The 15,799-nt window shown below is 70.5% G+C and carries 12 protein-coding genes; 2 read left to right on the top strand and 10 right to left on the bottom strand.

From position 1 onward, the window contains the following. Nucleotides 1-4: 4 nt before the first annotated feature. The 10 genes from IE242_RS11320 to IE242_RS11365 form a co-directional block, all read right to left on the bottom strand. Nucleotides 5-1,774: a nickel-dependent hydrogenase large subunit gene (locus tag IE242_RS11320; protein WP_189857991.1), complete on the bottom strand. Its 1,770-nt coding sequence runs from the start codon at nucleotides 1,772-1,774 to the stop codon at nucleotides 5-7. Beyond that, the gene (locus IE242_RS11325) at nucleotides 1,767-2,858 is read right to left on the bottom strand and encodes an NADH-quinone oxidoreductase subunit B family protein (RefSeq protein WP_189857993.1); all 1,092 of its coding nucleotides are present in this window, start codon (nucleotides 2,856-2,858) and stop codon (nucleotides 1,767-1,769) included. Before IE242_RS11325 ends, IE242_RS11320 begins: the two co-directional genes overlap by 8 nt. Beyond that, nucleotides 2,855-3,529: a D-sedoheptulose-7-phosphate isomerase gene (locus IE242_RS11330; protein ID WP_189857995.1), complete on the bottom strand. Its 675-nt coding sequence runs from the start codon at nucleotides 3,527-3,529 to the stop codon at nucleotides 2,855-2,857. The genes IE242_RS11325 and IE242_RS11330 overlap by 4 nt, the downstream gene beginning before the upstream one ends. Nucleotide 3,530: 1 nt before the next feature. Next, nucleotides 3,531-3,776: a HypC/HybG/HupF family hydrogenase formation chaperone gene (locus tag IE242_RS37660; RefSeq protein ID WP_229858783.1), complete on the bottom strand. Its 246-nt coding sequence runs from the start codon at nucleotides 3,774-3,776 to the stop codon at nucleotides 3,531-3,533. A 71-nt stretch (nucleotides 3,777-3,847) separates the two neighbouring features. Continuing rightward, on the bottom strand, nucleotides 3,848-4,450 hold the full coding sequence (locus IE242_RS11340) for a D-sedoheptulose-7-phosphate isomerase (protein WP_189857997.1): 603 nt from the start codon (nucleotides 4,448-4,450) through the stop codon (nucleotides 3,848-3,850). A gap of 38 nt (nucleotides 4,451-4,488) precedes the next feature. After that, nucleotides 4,489-6,699 carry a PP2C family protein-serine/threonine phosphatase gene (locus IE242_RS11345; protein WP_189857999.1) on the bottom strand — a complete coding sequence of 737 codons (2,211 nt, stop codon included), beginning with the start codon at nucleotides 6,697-6,699 and terminating at the stop codon, nucleotides 4,489-4,491. Between the two features lie 1,062 nt (nucleotides 6,700-7,761). Continuing rightward, a complete protein-coding gene (locus IE242_RS11350; protein WP_189858001.1) occupies nucleotides 7,762-9,105 on the bottom strand; it encodes a cytochrome P450 in 1,344 nt (447 codons plus the stop codon). 20 nt (nucleotides 9,106-9,125) lie between these two features. Beyond that, nucleotides 9,126-10,460 carry a cytochrome P450 gene (locus IE242_RS11355; RefSeq protein ID WP_189858004.1) on the bottom strand — a complete coding sequence of 445 codons (1,335 nt, stop codon included), beginning with the start codon at nucleotides 10,458-10,460 and terminating at the stop codon, nucleotides 9,126-9,128. Next, nucleotides 10,457-11,368 (bottom strand): terpene synthase family protein, encoded by a 912-nt coding sequence (locus IE242_RS11360; RefSeq protein ID WP_189858006.1) that lies wholly within the window; start codon nucleotides 11,366-11,368, stop codon nucleotides 10,457-10,459. Before IE242_RS11360 ends, IE242_RS11355 begins: the two co-directional genes overlap by 4 nt. A gap of 870 nt (nucleotides 11,369-12,238) precedes the next feature. After that, nucleotides 12,239-12,568, bottom strand: coding sequence for a hypothetical protein (locus IE242_RS11365; protein ID WP_189858008.1), 330 nt, complete (start codon nucleotides 12,566-12,568; stop codon nucleotides 12,239-12,241). Between the two features lie 157 nt (nucleotides 12,569-12,725). Here IE242_RS11365 and IE242_RS11370 point away from each other — a divergent pair, with 157 nt between their 5' ends. Together IE242_RS11370 and IE242_RS11375 are read left to right on the top strand one after the other, a co-directional pair. Continuing rightward, complete coding sequence (locus IE242_RS11370) at nucleotides 12,726-14,288, top strand: NAD(P)-binding domain-containing protein (protein ID WP_189858010.1); 1,563 nt, start codon at nucleotides 12,726-12,728, stop codon at nucleotides 14,286-14,288. Then, nucleotides 14,281-15,759, top strand: a complete 1,479-nt coding sequence (locus tag IE242_RS11375; RefSeq protein ID WP_189858012.1) for a class I adenylate-forming enzyme family protein — start codon at nucleotides 14,281-14,283, stop codon at nucleotides 15,757-15,759. The genes IE242_RS11370 and IE242_RS11375 overlap by 8 nt, the downstream gene beginning before the upstream one ends. The last annotated feature ends 40 nt before the right edge of the window (nucleotides 15,760-15,799 follow it).

The raw sequence follows: 15,799 nt of genomic DNA on the forward strand, positions 1-15,799 counted from the left end.
TGGTTCAGCTCCCGCCGCCGTAGACGGTGGGCGAGTGCGACTTCTGCAGCACCCGGCCCGCGCCGAGGTGCATATGGACGCCGCAGGGCATGCACGGGTCGAAGCTGCGTACGGTGCGCATGATGTCGATGCCTTTGAAGGTCTCCGGCGGGTTCTCCTCGAAGATCGGTGTGTTCTGCACCGCGTCCTCGTAGGGCCCCGGAGTGCCGTGGACGTCGCGCGCGCTGGCGTTCCACGGCGTGGGCGGATAGGGGTGGTAGTTGGCGATCAGGCCGTCTCTGATCACCATGTGGTGGGAGAGACCGCCTCTGACCGCCTCGCTGAATCCGCAGCTGACGGCTTCGTCGGGCACGTCGAAGGGCGTCCAGGTCTCGGTCCGCCCGGCCCGTACCTCCAGCAGGGCCTGTTCGGCGAAGTGCAGTGCCGCCGCGGCCGCGTACGCCTGGAAGTAGGTGCGGGCGCGGTTGCGCTCGATGGTGTTGCTCAGCGGCTGTCCGTTGTGCTCCGGGATCTTCCACTCGAAGGTGACCTCGGGCTTGGTGGCGGTGCGTGGCAGGTGGATGAGGACGCTGTGTCCCGTGGCCTTGAGATGGCCGGTGTCGACCAGACCGGACAGTGCCGTCGACCACAGCCGGGCCAGCGGGCCGCCGCCGGTGTCCAGCGCCAGGTGCTCGGTCCCGTCGAACCACCGGGGGGACATCACCCAGCTGTACTTGTCCGCGAAGTCGCGCTTCTGCGGCCGCGGGACCGTGCGCTGGTTCCACGGGTGCCGCTGGTCGACCGGGTTGCCCAGCGGGTCCTCGGTGACGAACGGCTCCCCGTCGTCCCAGTCCTGGTAGAAGGAGCTGCCGAGCAGGATGCGGATGCCGAGGTTGATGTCCACCAGGTTGCTGGTCACCAGGCGGCCGTCGACCACCACGCCCGGGGTCACGAACATCCTGCGCCCCCAGTCCGCCATGGTGGGGTAGCGGAAGTCGCAGTGCGCGGGGTCGTTGAGGGCGCCCCAGCAGCCGAGCAGCACCCTGCGCCGGCCGACCTCCTCGTACCCGGGCATGGCCTGGTAGATGAAGTCGAACAGGTCGTCGTGCAGGGGCACGACCTTCTTCATGAACTCGACGTAGCGCATCAGGCGGGTGAGGTAGTCGGTGAACAGCTGCACCGTGGCGACGGTGCTGACACCGCCCGGATACACGGTCGACGGGTGCACATGCCGCCCCTCCATCAGGCAGAACATCTCCCTCGTGGAGCGGCTGACCTGGAGCGCCTCCCGGTAGAACTCGCCCTGGAGCGGATTGAGCGAGCGCATGATGGACGCGATGGTCCGGTGGCCGTGCTCGGCCGCGTGGGGGGCCTCGGTGCGTTCGGCGAGTTCGTACACACCCGGGTTCGTCTCGCGGACCATGCGTTCGCAGTAGTCCACGCCGACCAGGTTCTCCTGGAAGAGGTTGTGGTCGAACATGTACTCGGCGGCCTCGCCGAGGTTGAGGATCCACTCCCCCAGGGCCGGCGGCCGGACACCGTAGGCCATGTTCTGCGCGTACACCGAGCACGTGGAGTGGTTGTCCCCGCAGATGCCGCAGATGCGGCTGGTGATGAAGTGCGCGTCCCGGGGGTCCTTCCCCTGCATGAAGACGCTGTAGCCGCGGAAGACCGACGAGGTGCTGTAGCACTCGGCCACCCGGCCGCGCCCGAAGTCGATCTTCGTATGGATGCCCAGGCTCCCCACGATGCGGGTGATGGGGTCCCACGCCATCTCGACCAGACCGTCACCCATGTCCGTCCCTTCCTTCCCAGGGGGGCTCGTAGCCCGTGGTCAGCTCGTGGCCCCTGCGGCGCCACTCCGGTTCCTTCTCGACGTCGTGCAGGGTCAGGCCGCGGAGGGTGCGGATGAGGATCCCGTACAGCCCCTCGTCCGTTGCCGGGGTGTGCAGGCCGGACGGCTGGTCCATGAAGGGCATGAACCGGTCGGGGAAGCCGGGCATGGTGCACGCGATGCAGATGCCCCCGACATTGGGGCAGCCGCCGACTCCGTTGATCCAGCCGCGTCTGGGCACGTTGCACTTCACCGCGGGGCCCCAGCAGCCGATCTTGACCAGGCATCTGTCCTGACCGAACGCGGCACTGAAGTCACCCTGCTCGTAGTAGCCGGCCAGACTGCAGCCCTCGTGCACGGTCCGGTCGAACAGCCAGGTGGGACGGAGGTTCTCGTCCAGCGGGATCACGGGGGCCTGGCCGGCGATCTGGTAGAGCAGATGGACGATGGTCTCGGAGAGGTTGTCGGGCTGGACCGGGCAGCCCGGCACGCACACGATCGGGACGTCCGCCTTCGACCGCCACTCCCAGCCCAGATAGTCGGGCACCCCCATGGCGCCGGTCGGATTGCCGGCCATCGCGTGGACGCCGCCGTACGCGGCGCAGGTACCCGCCGCGAGCACCACGGTGGCCTTGGGCGCCAGCCGGTCCAGCCACTCGCACACGGTGATGGGCTGGCCTGTCGCCGGGTCGATGCCGAACCCGCTCCAGTACCCCTCCCGCTTGATCGCCTCGTTCGGTACGGAGCCCTCGACGACCAGGATGAACGGCTCCAGCTCGCCGCGGCCGGCCCGGTGGAACCAGTCGATGAAGGCGTCGGCACCGCCGTCCGGTCCGCACTCGTAGTCCAGCAGCGGCCAGTGCAGGGCGACCTTCGGCAGTCCCGGCAGGGCACCCAGCGCGATCTCCTCGATGCTCGGCTGGGTGGCCGCCGTGAGCGCGACCGAGTCGCCGTCGCAGCTGAGCCCGGCGTTGATCCACAGCAGGTGGACCACGAGGTCGTCGGTGTCCGGGGATTCCCCGGCGGTCGCGGCAGGACGGCTCATCGTGCGTCACCGCACGCCGGCCGTGCCGCGCGCAGCCTCAGCTGAGTCAGCTCCCACAGGGTGTGGTACACGGTCGTCTGCGCCTCCTGGATGCGGTGGACCGAAGCGGACGGGACGACGAAGAGATGGTCGAGGGCGTCGAGTTCGGCCAGCAGTCCGCCGTGGTGGCCCGCCATGCCGACGGTGAGCAGGCCGCGCCCGGCCGCCACCTTCAGGGCCGCCGCCACGTTCGGGGAACCCCCGCTGGTCGACAGCCCCACGGCGATGTCTCCCGGCCGTCCCAGGGCCGCCAGCTGGCGCGCGAAGACGGCCTCGAAACCGACGTCGTTGGACAGCGCGGTCACGACGGCCGCGTCGCTGGTCAGTGACAGCGCGGGCAGGACCCGGAAGCCGGCCGGCGGATGCAGGAACACGGTGGCGAGGCCCTGGGCGTCGGTACTGCTTCCGCCGTTGCCGAAGACGAACAGACGTCCCCCGGCCGCGAGCCGCTCCGCCATGGCTTCGGCGCACGCGGCGATCCGCGGCGCACAGCCGCGCGCGATCTCCCGCCGGAGTGCGGTGATCTCGGCGGCCTTGTCCCGGACGGCACCGGCCGCCTCGGCGACCACGGTGTCGGCATCGGCCTGCCGCTCGTAGAGGAACGGATACAACTCCCGCATTCCGTCGTGCATGTCACTCATCCGTGTCTCGCGCCCTTGTGTGCCCCGTCCCCGTGTCTGCCGTCTCCGTGTCTGCCGTCTCCGTGTCTCCCGGCGCGGCATCCGGCACGGCCGCGATGGCCTCTCCGGCGTGGACGAGAACGGTCGTCCCGACCGGCGCCACGACAAGCGCCACGCTGATCTCCTCCGGTTCCTCGGCCGACCCCTCGGCGGCGGCCAACGCCATGTCGCCGGGCAACGACCTCACGACCCGCAGCAAGCGCGCTTCGTCCGAGCAGGTGACGCAGACGTCCTCGGGGCATTCCGGTCGGTCCCGGCCGTCCCATGACCTCATGCGACCGGCTCCGGCCCGTACTGTTCGAGGAAAACCTGTACCAGTTCCCACAGCATGTGGTAGGTGGTCATGTGTATCTCCTTGACCACCAGGGGATCGGTGGCCGGCACCACCAGCAGATGGTCGGCTGCGGGAGCCTCCTCCGTCAGGCCACCGCTGAGGACGACGGTGAGCAGGCCGAGTTGCCGGGCCGCCGCCAGGCCGCGGTGTACGTTCCGGCAGCGGCCGTCCGGCGAGACCCCGAGCGCGATGTCCTCGCTGTCGGCGAACGCCCGCAGCTGGTGCTCGAAGACCCCGGCGAACCCCTCCCGCGCGCCGACTCCGCTCATGGTCGCCGAGTCATTGCCGAGCGCCACGGCCGGCAGGGCCCGTTTCCCCACCATGACGGGGTGCATGAACTCGACCGCCAGGTGGCTCGCGTCGGCCGCCGACTCGCCGTTGCCGAACACGATCAGCTTGCCGCCGCACCGGAATCGGGCGGCCATGTCGCGGCAGACGGCGGCCACCTGCCCGGCGGTGTCCGCCAGGTGCCGCACGGCCGCCTCGCGGCGGGCGAAGGCGCGGTGCACGGCCGCCTCGCCGGCCGGGGAGGAACTCATGGGCGTGCTCCCTTGCACGGGGTCCCGGGCGTCATCGCTCACTTCCTCACATGGAGGACGATGACGCACGTGTCGTCCTCCGGATTGGTGTCCAGCGTGGACAGCAGGGTCTGGAGATGCTCCTCGGGTCCGCCGCGGGCGCCTTGCCGGGCGGCGTCCAGGAGCAGGGCCGAGCGCTCGTCGCGCCGGTCGTCGCGGCGTTCGACCAGGCCGTCGGTGTAGAGGATGACCCGGTCGCCGGGCTGAAGCCGGACGGTCTCGAGACGGTATCCGGGATCCAAGGTGGCACCCAGTGAGATCCCGTCGGCGTTGTGCAGCTCACGAGCCTGTCCCGCCCGGACAAGGACGGGAGGGGGGTGGCCTCCCCGGGCCCAGGCCAGGGTGCGGTCGTGCGGGTGGAAGTGCCCGACGATCGCGGTGGCCATCACGGTCTCCTCGTGGCTGTGACAGGCGACGAGATTGAGGCAGTCGAGGATGCGGGCCGCGTCGGCGCCCGTATGCGCGATGCCCAGCAGGGCATGGCGCAGCTGCGCCATGCCCGCCGCCGCGAGCAGGCCGTGCCCGCTGACGTCCCCGATGGCGATCAGTACCCGGCCGTCGGGAAGCGGAGTCGCTTCGAACCAGTCGCCGCCGATGCGCGCACTGTCCTCCGCCGGCTGGTAGCGCAGCGCCATCGACAGGCCGGGGAGCGTGTTGTGCTGCCGTGGCAGCAGCGCCAGTTGCAGCTCCTCGGCCATGCGCAGCCGGTGACGTTCCGCCTCGCACCGCGAGGCTTCGAGCGCCGCCTCCATCCGTCGGGCGGCGGAGACGTCCTGGACGACTCCGTGCACCGCGATCAGGTTTCCGAGACTGTCCCGGACCAGTTCGGCGGTGACGCGCACATGGCGTGGGGGGTCGGCATGGCGCGTGCGGACCTCGAACGTCACCGGTTCACGCTGTTCGCAGAGTGTCTGTACGGCCCGGGTGAGGACCGGGAGGTCGTTCTCCCCAATGTGCTGGGAGAGCCGGTCCAGGGAGAGCGGGCCCAGCGCCGGATCCAGGTCGAAGATGTCGTACATGCGCCGTGACCACGTGATCTCGCCGGTGATCAGGTTCCACTCGGCCCACGCGAGGTCCACCAGCCGCTCGGCGTCGTCGATCCGGGCCGCCATCCGTGCCTGTTCGTCGTGGAACTGCCAGCTGACCAGCAGCCCGCCGCCGATCCGTTGAGCCCGCACGCTCAGCACGGCGGGGTATCGCACTCCGCGGAACGGCTCCTCGCAGGAGAAGGGGTCGCGGTGCAGGGGCCTGCCGGTCTCCAGCACCTTCACGTAGGCGTCGAAGATTCCGGCGTGGGCCAGGCCGGGAAGTGCCTCCAGGAGCCGGCCGCCGGTGATCTGGCCGGGCGTTCGCCCCAGGAGGTCCGTGGCGTGCCCGTTGCAGCGGTCGATGTTGAATGCGACGACCCGGCCACGGGCGTCCCGGACCGGGAAGAGCAGTGCGGCGGGGATGGGGATGACATCGAGGACCGCGGCGAGCCACGGCGCACGCAGGTTCTCCTCGGGCAGCCCCCGGTCGGCCAGGCCGCACAGCCTCCGTCCGGCGGAGCCCGTCAGTTCCTCCGTGCGTTGCCGGACCGCCTGTTCCAGCGGCGGGCCGGCCGGCCAGACAACGATCACCACACACAGGAGACGCTCCCCCGGAGAGCGACCGTGCCGGCCGTCGGCCCGGCCACCGTACGGGCTCGACGGGCCGCTCCTGGACGAGACCCACGCCAGGATCCGGTCGCCACTGTCGTCGTCGATCCACAGCAGCTGGTCCTCCGGGGCCGTCCGGGCGAGGGGGAGCACACACCGCAGGGGGATCCGCGACCGGGTGTCGGCCTCCCGTGCCGATGTGCCGGCGACACCGCTCATGCGCAGTTCCCCCTGCCGGTCGATGGCCGCCAGCAGCACCGCCGAGGCGCCGTGCGGCCCGACCTGATCGTGCAGCAGTCGCGCCAGTCCGACGGGACTCGGCGCACGGCTCACCGCCGCGAGGCTCTCGCGGCCGTCCGGGCCGTCGCCCGCGGCCGTCCGCCGGCCTCCGCCGGCACCGTCCTGCGCCACCGGGCGGCCCGCGGCCGCCGGCTGCGGGCCGCCGCCGGAGGAACCCGGGTGCGACGGTGCGACGGGCTCTTCGAGCAGTCGCCGCGTGTACGTGCGCGCCGCCTCCTCATCACACCCGAGGCATTCCGTGAACAGCTCCGCGACCCGGTTCAGACGGTCCATGCGTGACGACGCGGTCCATGGCTGTGGACCGACTGCCTCCCGCGGTGCCGAACCATGCCGCTTCCCCATTTCGCTCACAGGTTCCATCGCCCGGGTCTAGGGTGTGCCTTCCACGCTCACGGAGATCGCGTGCCATCGGTGTTACCGGGAGCGCTCAACCTGTGTTGTCTACTGGCATCGGCGCGGCCACGGCCTGTGATGACGGCTATTGTCCGGAGCAGCCTGGAGAGTGGCGTCACAGGGACATCCGTTACGCCATTTATGGCGGTTCCTGATCGGCCCTGGAAACAGTGGTTACGTCCGGCAGAACGGGCCGGGGCGATGAGCCCGGGTACTGCACGTCTGCGAGCTGAGGGGGCGGGCTGTCCACGACGACCGCGGTCCTGGCCCCGGTCGGGGTGCAGCGGGGCTTGACCTCGGCGTCGTCGGCTCACTTGCCCGAGCCCGGACCTCTGTCCCCCGCGTGGGGCGTCACCCGGCGGAACCTCGGCGAGGCCTACCGCGCGCACCCGGGGGGACGGCGCGACAACCTCGAACGTGCCGTCGCCGCCTACGTTGGCCGCCCAGCCCGGACTGTGGGCCATGACCCAGTACAGCCTCGCAGCGGCCTGTCCCGCCCGCCCGGAAGGTGGTCGGCGACCGGATCGGGCGAGGCCAGGGCGGCCCGAGCGGGCTTGATGCGGACGCCCACCTCCGCAGGCAGGCCGGACCCCGGCGGCCAACGCGGCCCGCGCCGCGACCGCCTACCAGCGCTGCCTGGCGGCCCTGGACGCGACGGATCCCCCGGCGACGCGGGCGGAGCTGCTCCGTGGCCTCGGCGACGCCCACCGCATGGCCGGTGCGGACTGCGCCCCCGCGCCGTCGAGGCGTACCGCGCCGCCGTGGAAGCCCGCCCTGAGGGCTCCCGGTCCCCGGCAGGCACTCGGCATCACCGAGACGCTGACTGTGTTCCATGCGCTGCACGGCTCGCCGAGCAGGCCGCTCGGTGCGCTCGACGGCTCAGGCTGGGCCGTCCCACCCCGTCCAACGCACCGGAACAGCCGCCCCCGGGCTCCCGTGGTGTCATGGATGATCCGTGCTCCGGTGCTCGACGATCACCGGTGCCCGATCTGGATGGACGTCGATGCGGGCCACGGCTCGCGCCCGGACGCCCGGGGGGACGCGCAGGACCCAACGCCCGCAGATCACGGCGACAGCTGTGACCATTTCGAGTTGGGCGAAGGTGTTCCCCATGCACTGATGGGGGCCGGCGGCGTAGGGGACGAAGGCCCTGGGGAACTTCAGCGCGGTGCCGTCGGGGGCCCAACGGTCGGGATCGAAGCGATGCGGGTCACGGAACCAGCGGGGATCGTGGTGCAGGAGATGGGGACTGTAGATGATCTCCGTCCCCGCCGGCAGGTCGACGTCCCCCAACCGGACCTGCCGGATGCTTCTGCGCATGAACAGCCAGGCCGCGGAGAACCGCAGCGCCTCGTTCACGATGCGCCGGGTGTAGACGAGCCGGGGCAGCTGATCGTAGCCGGGCGGTCGGCCGGACAGGACCTGATCGAGCTCGCCGTGGAGGCGTCGCTGTACGGGCGGACGGGCGGCGATCTCGTAGAACGCCCAGGCAAGGGCGGCTCCCACCGTCTCCACCGCGGCGGAGATGAGGGTGACCACCTGGTCGTACACCTCGTCGTCGGTCAACCCCGCGCCGGTGTCGTCCCGGCTCGCCAGCAGCATCGACATGAGGTCGCCGTGATCCGTGCCGCTGCGCCGGTAGGCGGCGATGGACGTCCCGATCGCCGTACGCAGCTCCGCCACCGCCCGCTCGAAGCGGCGGTTGCCGGGCGTGGGCACGGCTGCCCACCAGTCGGGGAGCGAAGTGCGCCGGATCACGCCGTTGGTCAGGACGGGAAGCACACGGCGCATCACGTCGCCGACGTGGGTGCCCAGCGCGGGGGAGAACAGTGCCCGGGTCGCGATGGACATGGACAGTTCGTCCATCGCGTGGTTCATGTCCACGACCTGGCCCGGCCGCCAACGCAGTGCGGTGGCCCGCGCCTGGTCCCTCATCACCGCGGAGTAGGCCGGCAGCCGGTCGCGGTGGAAGGACGGCTGCACCATGCGGCGCTGACGCCGGTGCGCGTTCCCCGAGGACGTGCCCAGGCCCGATCCCAGGAAGCGGGACGCCTTCTCGAAGAGCCAACCGCGTTCGAAGTCACGCGCGTTCGTGACCAGCACCCGGTGGGTGAGTTCGGGAGTGGTGGTGACGTACGCGGGCCGTGGCCCGAGTTTGATGCGGACGAGGTCGCCGTGGGCGGGGAGCGAGGAGATGAAGGCGAGCGGGCGGCGAGCGATCATCATCCCGTGACCGAGGAGCGGAAGAGCGCCGGGAGCTTCGGGGATCTGTGAGAGCGGCGTCATGCGTGCCTCCAACGGAGCGGTCAGCAGGGATGGACGATCATCGGTAGGTGGCACGGCCTGCTCGTGCCGGCCATGACCTCCCGGATCCGATGGCCCGGCACCGGGGTGAAGCTGAATCGGTTGAGGAGCGTGGCCAAGGTGATGGTCATGCTGGACCAGGCGAAACTCTCGCCGAGACAGCCGTGCCGGCCCACGCCGAACGGAAGGTAGGTCTCCGGGTCGATGTGCGGGGCCCGGTCGGGAGCCCAGCGGTCGGGGTCGAAGTCGGCCGGAGCGGCGTAGTGACGCCGGTCGCGGTGCAGGGCGTGAGGGCTGATGAAGAACTGCGTGCCACGCGGATAGTGCCGGCCGTCCACTTCCACGTCCTGGAGCGCCCTGCGAGGCAGCAGTGCCAGGGGATGCAGCCGCAGTACTTCGTGCAGGACCTGGCGAAGGCGGGCGAGCCGGGGCAGGTCCCCATGGCGAGCAGCAGCCCGCTCACCGAGGCAGTCCCGCACCTCGCGGCGTACCCGCTCTTCGACGGCCCGGTGGTTCCCCAGATAGTGGAAGGCCCACGACAGTGCGGTGGCCGTGCTCTCGGACGCGGCGACCATGAAGGTGACCGCCTCGTCGTAGACCTGCTCACGTGGCATGGCCCGTCCGCTGTCCGCGTCGCGTGCGGCGAGCAGCATGGACAGCAGATCCCCCTGGTCGCCGCCTACGGCGCGGTAGTCGTCGATGACGCTCAGGACTGCCCTGAGCATCCGCTGCCGCGCCCGGGCGAAACGGCGGTTCCCCGGCGTGGGGAGCTTCTCGAGAAGGGGCACCGGAGACAGTGCCCGGGCGGTGATGGTCGACAGGAAGACGGGGAGCGAGTGCTGGATCTCCGTGACCGCGTGATCCGCTAGGCGCGAGGAGAACAGTGTCCGGGCCGCGGTGGTGATGGTCAGACGGTGCATCTCCGCGTCCATCCGCAGGTGCCGGCCCGGCTGCCATGCCTGGGAGAGTTCTTCGGCCAGAGCCGTCATCACCTCGGCGTACAAGGGGATGCGGGTGCTCTGGAACGCCGGGTGGATCAGGCGCCGCTGCTGTCGATGGAACTCCCCGCTGGAGGTGACGACACCATTGCCCAGCACTGCGGAAGCCTTCTCGAAGAGCGAGCCCTTGTCGTAGTGCGCGGCGTCGGACACCAGGATCTGCCGGATGACGCGTGGGGAGTTGATCACATAGACGGGGCGTGGGCCGACGCCGATCTCCACCACGTCACCCCAGGCGCGTGCCCGCAGCAGGAGGCCGAAGGGATCACGCCGCAGGGCCAGTGCGTGCCCCAGCCCGGGTACTCCCCCTGGCAGCCGGGGAATCGCGGTGCCGCTCATCGGTTCTCCGTCCGCCGAGAACGGATGACCGTGCGGTCCGGCCGTAGTTCCACGTATCCGGATTTGAGGCCGTTCCAGATGTAGCCCTCACCGTGGTAGCGCGGGGTGAGGTAGTTCCAGTGCTGGTTTCCGCTGATGATGTGGCCGAGCCTGTCCAAGTAAGGTTCCAGTTCCGGTAATGCGGAGAGGAGACGGTCACGCTCGGCCAGGAACTGCTGTTCCTTCTCGTCGATCAGGGCGCATGCCTCGTCCACGGCTTCCTGGAGCCCGGTCCCCTTGTGCAGGGCCCAGGCCACGACCCCGTTGACGCAGTCACCGCTGCACAGTTCCTTGCGGACGGAGAAGACGTCATTGGTCAGAGTGACGTGGTCATTGACCAGGTTGGCGGCCGTCCGTGTGGCGTGGAACGCCTTCTCCGTGACGTTCATGCCACGCTCCACCTGGGCCAGCGCCATGAAGACGGGCATGCCGATGGTCTCCCTGCGCATGCACAGGTAGGTGTCCCAGCCCTGCCAGCGCAGCGCTCCCACTCCCCTGCGGTACGGGAGTTCCTTGAGGCAGCCGAGGAAGAACTCCCTCAGCGCCAGCTCCAGGCGCCGCGCCGCCATGGGCGAGGCCTCATGCGCCGAGCGCTTCCACAGGTCCTCTATCGCCTGGGCGAGCCATCCCTCCGCGGAGACGAACCGCCCCGGCGGAGCGGGCACCACGAAGGCCTGCGCCAGAGTCGATCGGCGGGACAGGTCGTCGTACAGGAACAGAGTGCACGTCCACTCCGCGGCAAGCAGCGCGGTTGTGAAATCCCAGTCCGCCGCTATGTACTCGCTCCACTCCATCGTGGCATCGAGGTAACGCTCTGCCGTCTTCTCGTCACCGAAGTGCAGGAAATCACGCGACCAATCCCATGTCATGGCTTCGAGTCGCGGTTTGTCCTGGTGAATACGGACAGGAATGCGCATGGGGAGCGGCGGCAGGTAGAACGACCCCATCCTCTGCAGGAGTCGTGACACATCACACGCTGCCGACTTCACTTCGTCAGGCACCTCACACCACCTTTCTCGTTCTTTGGTCGGGTTGCGGCCGCGGAGCGGCATACCTTCCCGGGCCCTGGCCGCACTGACCGCGCCGCGGCCGACGCCCACGCCTTCCTGCTGAACGGGAACCTCCCTTCGCGGCTACGGCTGCATCGGGGATGAGGCCGAGAGTTTCGTCGAGCAGAGGACACACCGGATTCCGTGACGATCTCGATCACTTGCCTCGCGTGCGGAAACATCCGGCCCATTCCGTTGCCACACGGCACACCGAGGTCGGCTTCGCGGCATTCGGCGGGTCCGTCGACCACGCGGCTCACGCCCACGATCCGGAGGGAGTGAGGGAAGCTGCCGAAGGCCTACGGGAGACCGCACCAGCACGGCGAGACCCGCATCGCCTGGGCCACCACCGCCCTGATGCTCCGGCAGCTGACCGGACCGGTCGGACGACGGCCCGTGCGACCGCGACAGGCGGCGGCCCCGGCAACCAGGACGGTGCGGATCCGGACCGGCCTACGGAATGTCCTCATGACGCCTCCCATGTCCCCGGGACCCAGACGGCGGTCGATGAGTCGCGCTCCGCCCAGGGCGATAACAGGGTGATGCGAACGCGGCATGCCGGGAAGGGAGCGAGCCTGTGCCGGTACAGGGCGCTCGACAACACCCGAACAGGAACACACGCTTCCATGTGATAGGGACGTGTCCCATGGGTTTGATGTGTCGAGTGGCAGCCTCCTCCTTGGGCTTGGCTCACTCCCGCGGACCACCCATCGCGGCCCGCTCTCGCTTCGACGGTCGGCCGCTGTCGATCCAGCGGATGCCCCGCGTTGAACGTCCCTGTCCGGGGCCGACATCACAGCAGGGCGTGGACGTGGTCGGGTAGGCGGGCGGGGTGTCGTCGCCGAGGTCGAGTCCGACACCGGCCGACACCGGGGCGGTCTCATGCCTTCTGCGTACGGCGATCTCGTGGTGTAGGTGCAGGGCGACGGCGTCACTCGAGCCGCCCAGCGTCCGGCGGGCGTCGCTGGCCTCCGTCGTGGCGAGCGTCGCGATCAGCGTCACCGGCGGCATCGTCCGCATCACCGGCTCCGGACAACGCTGACACGCCCGTCGCCCCGAGCGGTGACGAAGGAGCTTCATGCCGTGGGAAGGCGGCGTGCCGGACGGAGCCGGACAGAGCCGAACCGAGCTTCCCAATCTCAGAGCCCTCTGATGTCACGCCGCTAACGTCCAGTCCATGGTGCGCGACTACCTGATCATCGGGGCCGGACCGGCCGGACTTCAGCTCGCCGCTTCGCTGGAACGTGACGGACGGGACTACGTCGTCCTGGAGCGGGGAAGCGGACCCGGCACGTTCTTCACCAGGTACCCCAGACATCGGCAGCTCATCTCGATCAACAAGGTGAACACCGGGTACACCGACCCGGAACTCGACCTCCGGATGGACTGGAACTCGCTGCTCAGCGACGACCCGGAACTGCTGTTCACCAAGTACAGCGAGGAGTACTTCCCCCGCGCCGACGACCTCGTGCGCTATCTGGCCGACTTCGCGGACCGCACCGGCGTCCGCGTCGAGTACGGCACCGATGTCGTGCGGGTCTCCCGTGAGAACGGCGCGGACGGCGCGGACGGCGTCTTCACCGTCCTCGACGCCGCCGGACGGACGTGGCGGGCGCGGCGGCTCGTCGTGGCGACCGGCGTCTCCCGGCTCAACGAGCCGCCCATCCCCGGCATCGAACTCGCCGAGCGCTACGACGAGTTCGACACCGACCCGGTGTCCTTCACCAACCAGCGGGTGCTGATCATCGGCAAGGGCAACTCCGCGTTCGAGACGGCCGACGCCCTCATGGCGAAGGCCGCGGTCATCCACGTCGCCGGCCCGCACTCGCTCAGGATGGCCTGGAAGACCCACTTCGTGGGCCACCTGCGCGCGGTGAACAACAACTTCCTGGACAGCTACCAGCTCAAGTCCCAGAACGCCGTCCTGGACGGCACCGTGGAGAACATCGAGAGGACCGCCGACGGCGGGTTCCGGGTGGTCTTCCGCTACGCCCGGACCTCGGAACGCCTCCGCGAGCTGCGCTACGACCGGATCATCCTGTGCGCCGGCTTCCGCTTCGACGCGGACGTCTTCGACGGGACCTGCCGCCCCGCACTCGTCATCGACGACCGCTTCCCCGAGCAGACTTCCGCCTACGAGTCGGTGAACGTGCCGGGCCTGTACTTCGCCGGCACGCTGACCCAGCAGCGCGACTTCAAGAAGGGCACCAACGGCTTCATCCACGGCTTCCGTTACGGGGTGCGCGCCCTGCACCGCATCCTGGACGCCCGCTACCACGACGCGCCCTGGCCCGCCCGGCCACTGCCCGCGGCGCCCGAGGCGATCGCCGACGCCGTCGTCGCCCGCGTCAACCGCTCGTCCGGGCTCTGGCAGCAGTTCGGGGTCCTCGGTGACGTGGTCGGGGTGGCGGGCGACCAGGCCCTGTACCAGGAGGAGGTGCCGCTCGCGTACGCCACCGACGGTGGTCTCGGTCCCGCCGAGCACCGGTTCGTCGTCGACCTGGAGTACGGGCCCGACCACGACGGCGTCGACCCGTTCGACGTCACCGTCCCGCGCGTGACCGAGAACGACGTGGAGCACGCGAGCGACTCCAGCTACCTCCACCCCGTCGTCCGGTACTACCGCGACGGCGTCCTCGCCGGCACCCACCATCTGGCGGAGAACCTGGAGAACGAGTGGGACGTCCCGGCGGTCCACCAGCAGCCGCTCGCCGCGTTCGTGAAGGAGTGCCTTGGCTGAGGCAGGTGAGCGGGGTGAGCCGGGTGAGCAGTTCCCGGGCCTGGTACTCGAGCTCCTCCAAGCGGCGGGCGGCCGGACGGTGTTCGAGCACGGCGACCGGGTGGTGTCCGGAGCCCAGCTGCTCGGGGCGGTACGGCGGGTGACCGGCGCGCTGCGGGAGCACGGTGTCGGGCCCGGCGACGGGGTCGCCCTGCTGCTGGGCGTCAGCCCCGAGGCGTTCGCCGCCGTCCTCGCGGCCCATGTCGTGGGCGCCCGTGTCGTCGGCGTACGGCCGGGCCTGACCCGGGCCCAGCAGGCGCATCTCCTCGCGGACGTCGCCTTCGAGGTCACCGACCGGAGCGGCGAGCGGAGCACCGGGCGGCCGGGGACCGTCGTCCTCCGGCTCGACGACCTGCTGTCGGCGGCGGACGACGGAATACGGCCGCGGGTCACGGCACGGCCGGGGGACGTCGCCCGGCTCATCCACACCAGCGGCAGCACCGGCGTTCCCAAGGCGTGTGCCCAGACGTACGCGGCGATGACCGCGGGCTGGGCGCTCCGGCCGGATGCCTGGCCGCCCGCCATCCGTGAACTCGCCGCGCGCCTGGACCGGTTCCTGGTGTTCGGCACCCTGGCGAGTCAGGTGATGATGGAGTACGGGCTGCTCGCGCTCGCGGCGGGCGACACCCTGGTCACCGCCGACCCGCCGGACCTCCCCGGCAGCATCGTGCGGCACCGGGCGACGGCGTCCGTCATCACCGTGGCCCGGCTGACGAAACTCGTGGCGGGCCAACGGGAGTCACCCGTGGACCTCGGCACGCTGCGCGCGCTGATGGTGTCCGGGTCCCCGCTGCGGCCGGGGCGGCTGCGCGAGGCCGCCGAGGTGCTCGGCCCGGTCGTCTTCCACGGGTACGGCCAGACCGAGACCGGCATGATCTCCATGGCCACCCCCGAGGACGTGCCCGGTTCGCTGGGCGTGCCGCCGGTCGAGCTGGCGGTACGGGACGCCGACGGCCGCCCCGTACTGCCCGGCACCGACGGCGAGCTCTTCGTCCGCACCCCGGGGCAGAGCACCGGCTACTGGCAGGAACCGGCCCTGACCGCCGAGGTGTTCGTCGACGGCTGGGTGCGCACCCGCGACATCGGCCGGCTCGACGGCGAGGGCCGGCTGTGGCTCACGGGACGCGCCCGCGACGTGATCATCGTCAACGCCAACGTGTACTACGCAGGCCCCGTCGAGCGCCTGCTCGCCACCCACCCGTCGGTGGCCGAGGCGTACGTCGTCGCCGTCCCCGACGACAGCACCGGGGAGGCCGTGCACGCGTTCGTCGTGCCCGCCGCCGGTCGGGTCCCCTCCCTCGGTGAGCTGCGCAGGCTGGTGGCGGCGGACCTGGGCGAGGCGTGCGCGCCGACCCGTCTCACCCTCATCGAGGAGGTACCGCTCACGCCCGCGGGCAAGCCCGACAAGCGGCGGCTCGCCGCCGGGGCCTGATCCGGCCGGGCCAGCGATCAACCCACAACGGCGATCCACC

This window comes from Streptomyces poonensis (genome assembly GCF_014650915.1).
Lineage (GTDB): Bacteria > Actinomycetota > Actinomycetes > Streptomycetales > Streptomycetaceae > Streptomyces > Streptomyces poonensis.

Bases quoted from the DNA above. Each gene is read 5' to 3' on its own strand.
- IE242_RS11320 (WP_189857991.1), bottom strand. From the start codon at position 1,774: ATGGGTGACGGTCTGGTCGAGATGGCGTGGGACCCCATCACCCGCATC.
- IE242_RS11325 (WP_189857993.1), bottom strand. From the start codon at position 2,858: ATGAGCCGTCCTGCCGCGACCGCCGGGGAATCCCCGGACACCGACGAC.
- IE242_RS11330 (WP_189857995.1), bottom strand. From the start codon at position 3,529: ATGCACGACGGAATGCGGGAGTTGTATCCGTTCCTCTACGAGCGGCAG.
- IE242_RS11340 (WP_189857997.1), bottom strand. From the start codon at position 4,450: ATGAGTTCCTCCCCGGCCGGCGAGGCGGCCGTGCACCGCGCCTTCGCC.
- IE242_RS11345 (WP_189857999.1), bottom strand. From the start codon at position 6,699: ATGGACCGTCTGAACCGGGTCGCGGAGCTGTTCACGGAATGCCTCGGG.
- IE242_RS11350 (WP_189858001.1), bottom strand. From the start codon at position 9,105: ATGACGCCGCTCTCACAGATCCCCGAAGCTCCCGGCGCTCTTCCGCTC.
- IE242_RS11355 (WP_189858004.1), bottom strand. From the start codon at position 10,460: ATGAGCGGCACCGCGATTCCCCGGCTGCCAGGGGGAGTACCCGGGCTG.
- IE242_RS11360 (WP_189858006.1), bottom strand. From the start codon at position 11,368: ATGACATGGGATTGGTCGCGTGATTTCCTGCACTTCGGTGACGAGAAG.
- IE242_RS11365 (WP_189858008.1), bottom strand. From the start codon at position 12,568: ATGCGGACGATGCCGCCGGTGACGCTGATCGCGACGCTCGCCACGACG.
- IE242_RS11370 (WP_189858010.1), top strand. From the start codon at position 12,726: ATGGTGCGCGACTACCTGATCATCGGGGCCGGACCGGCCGGACTTCAG.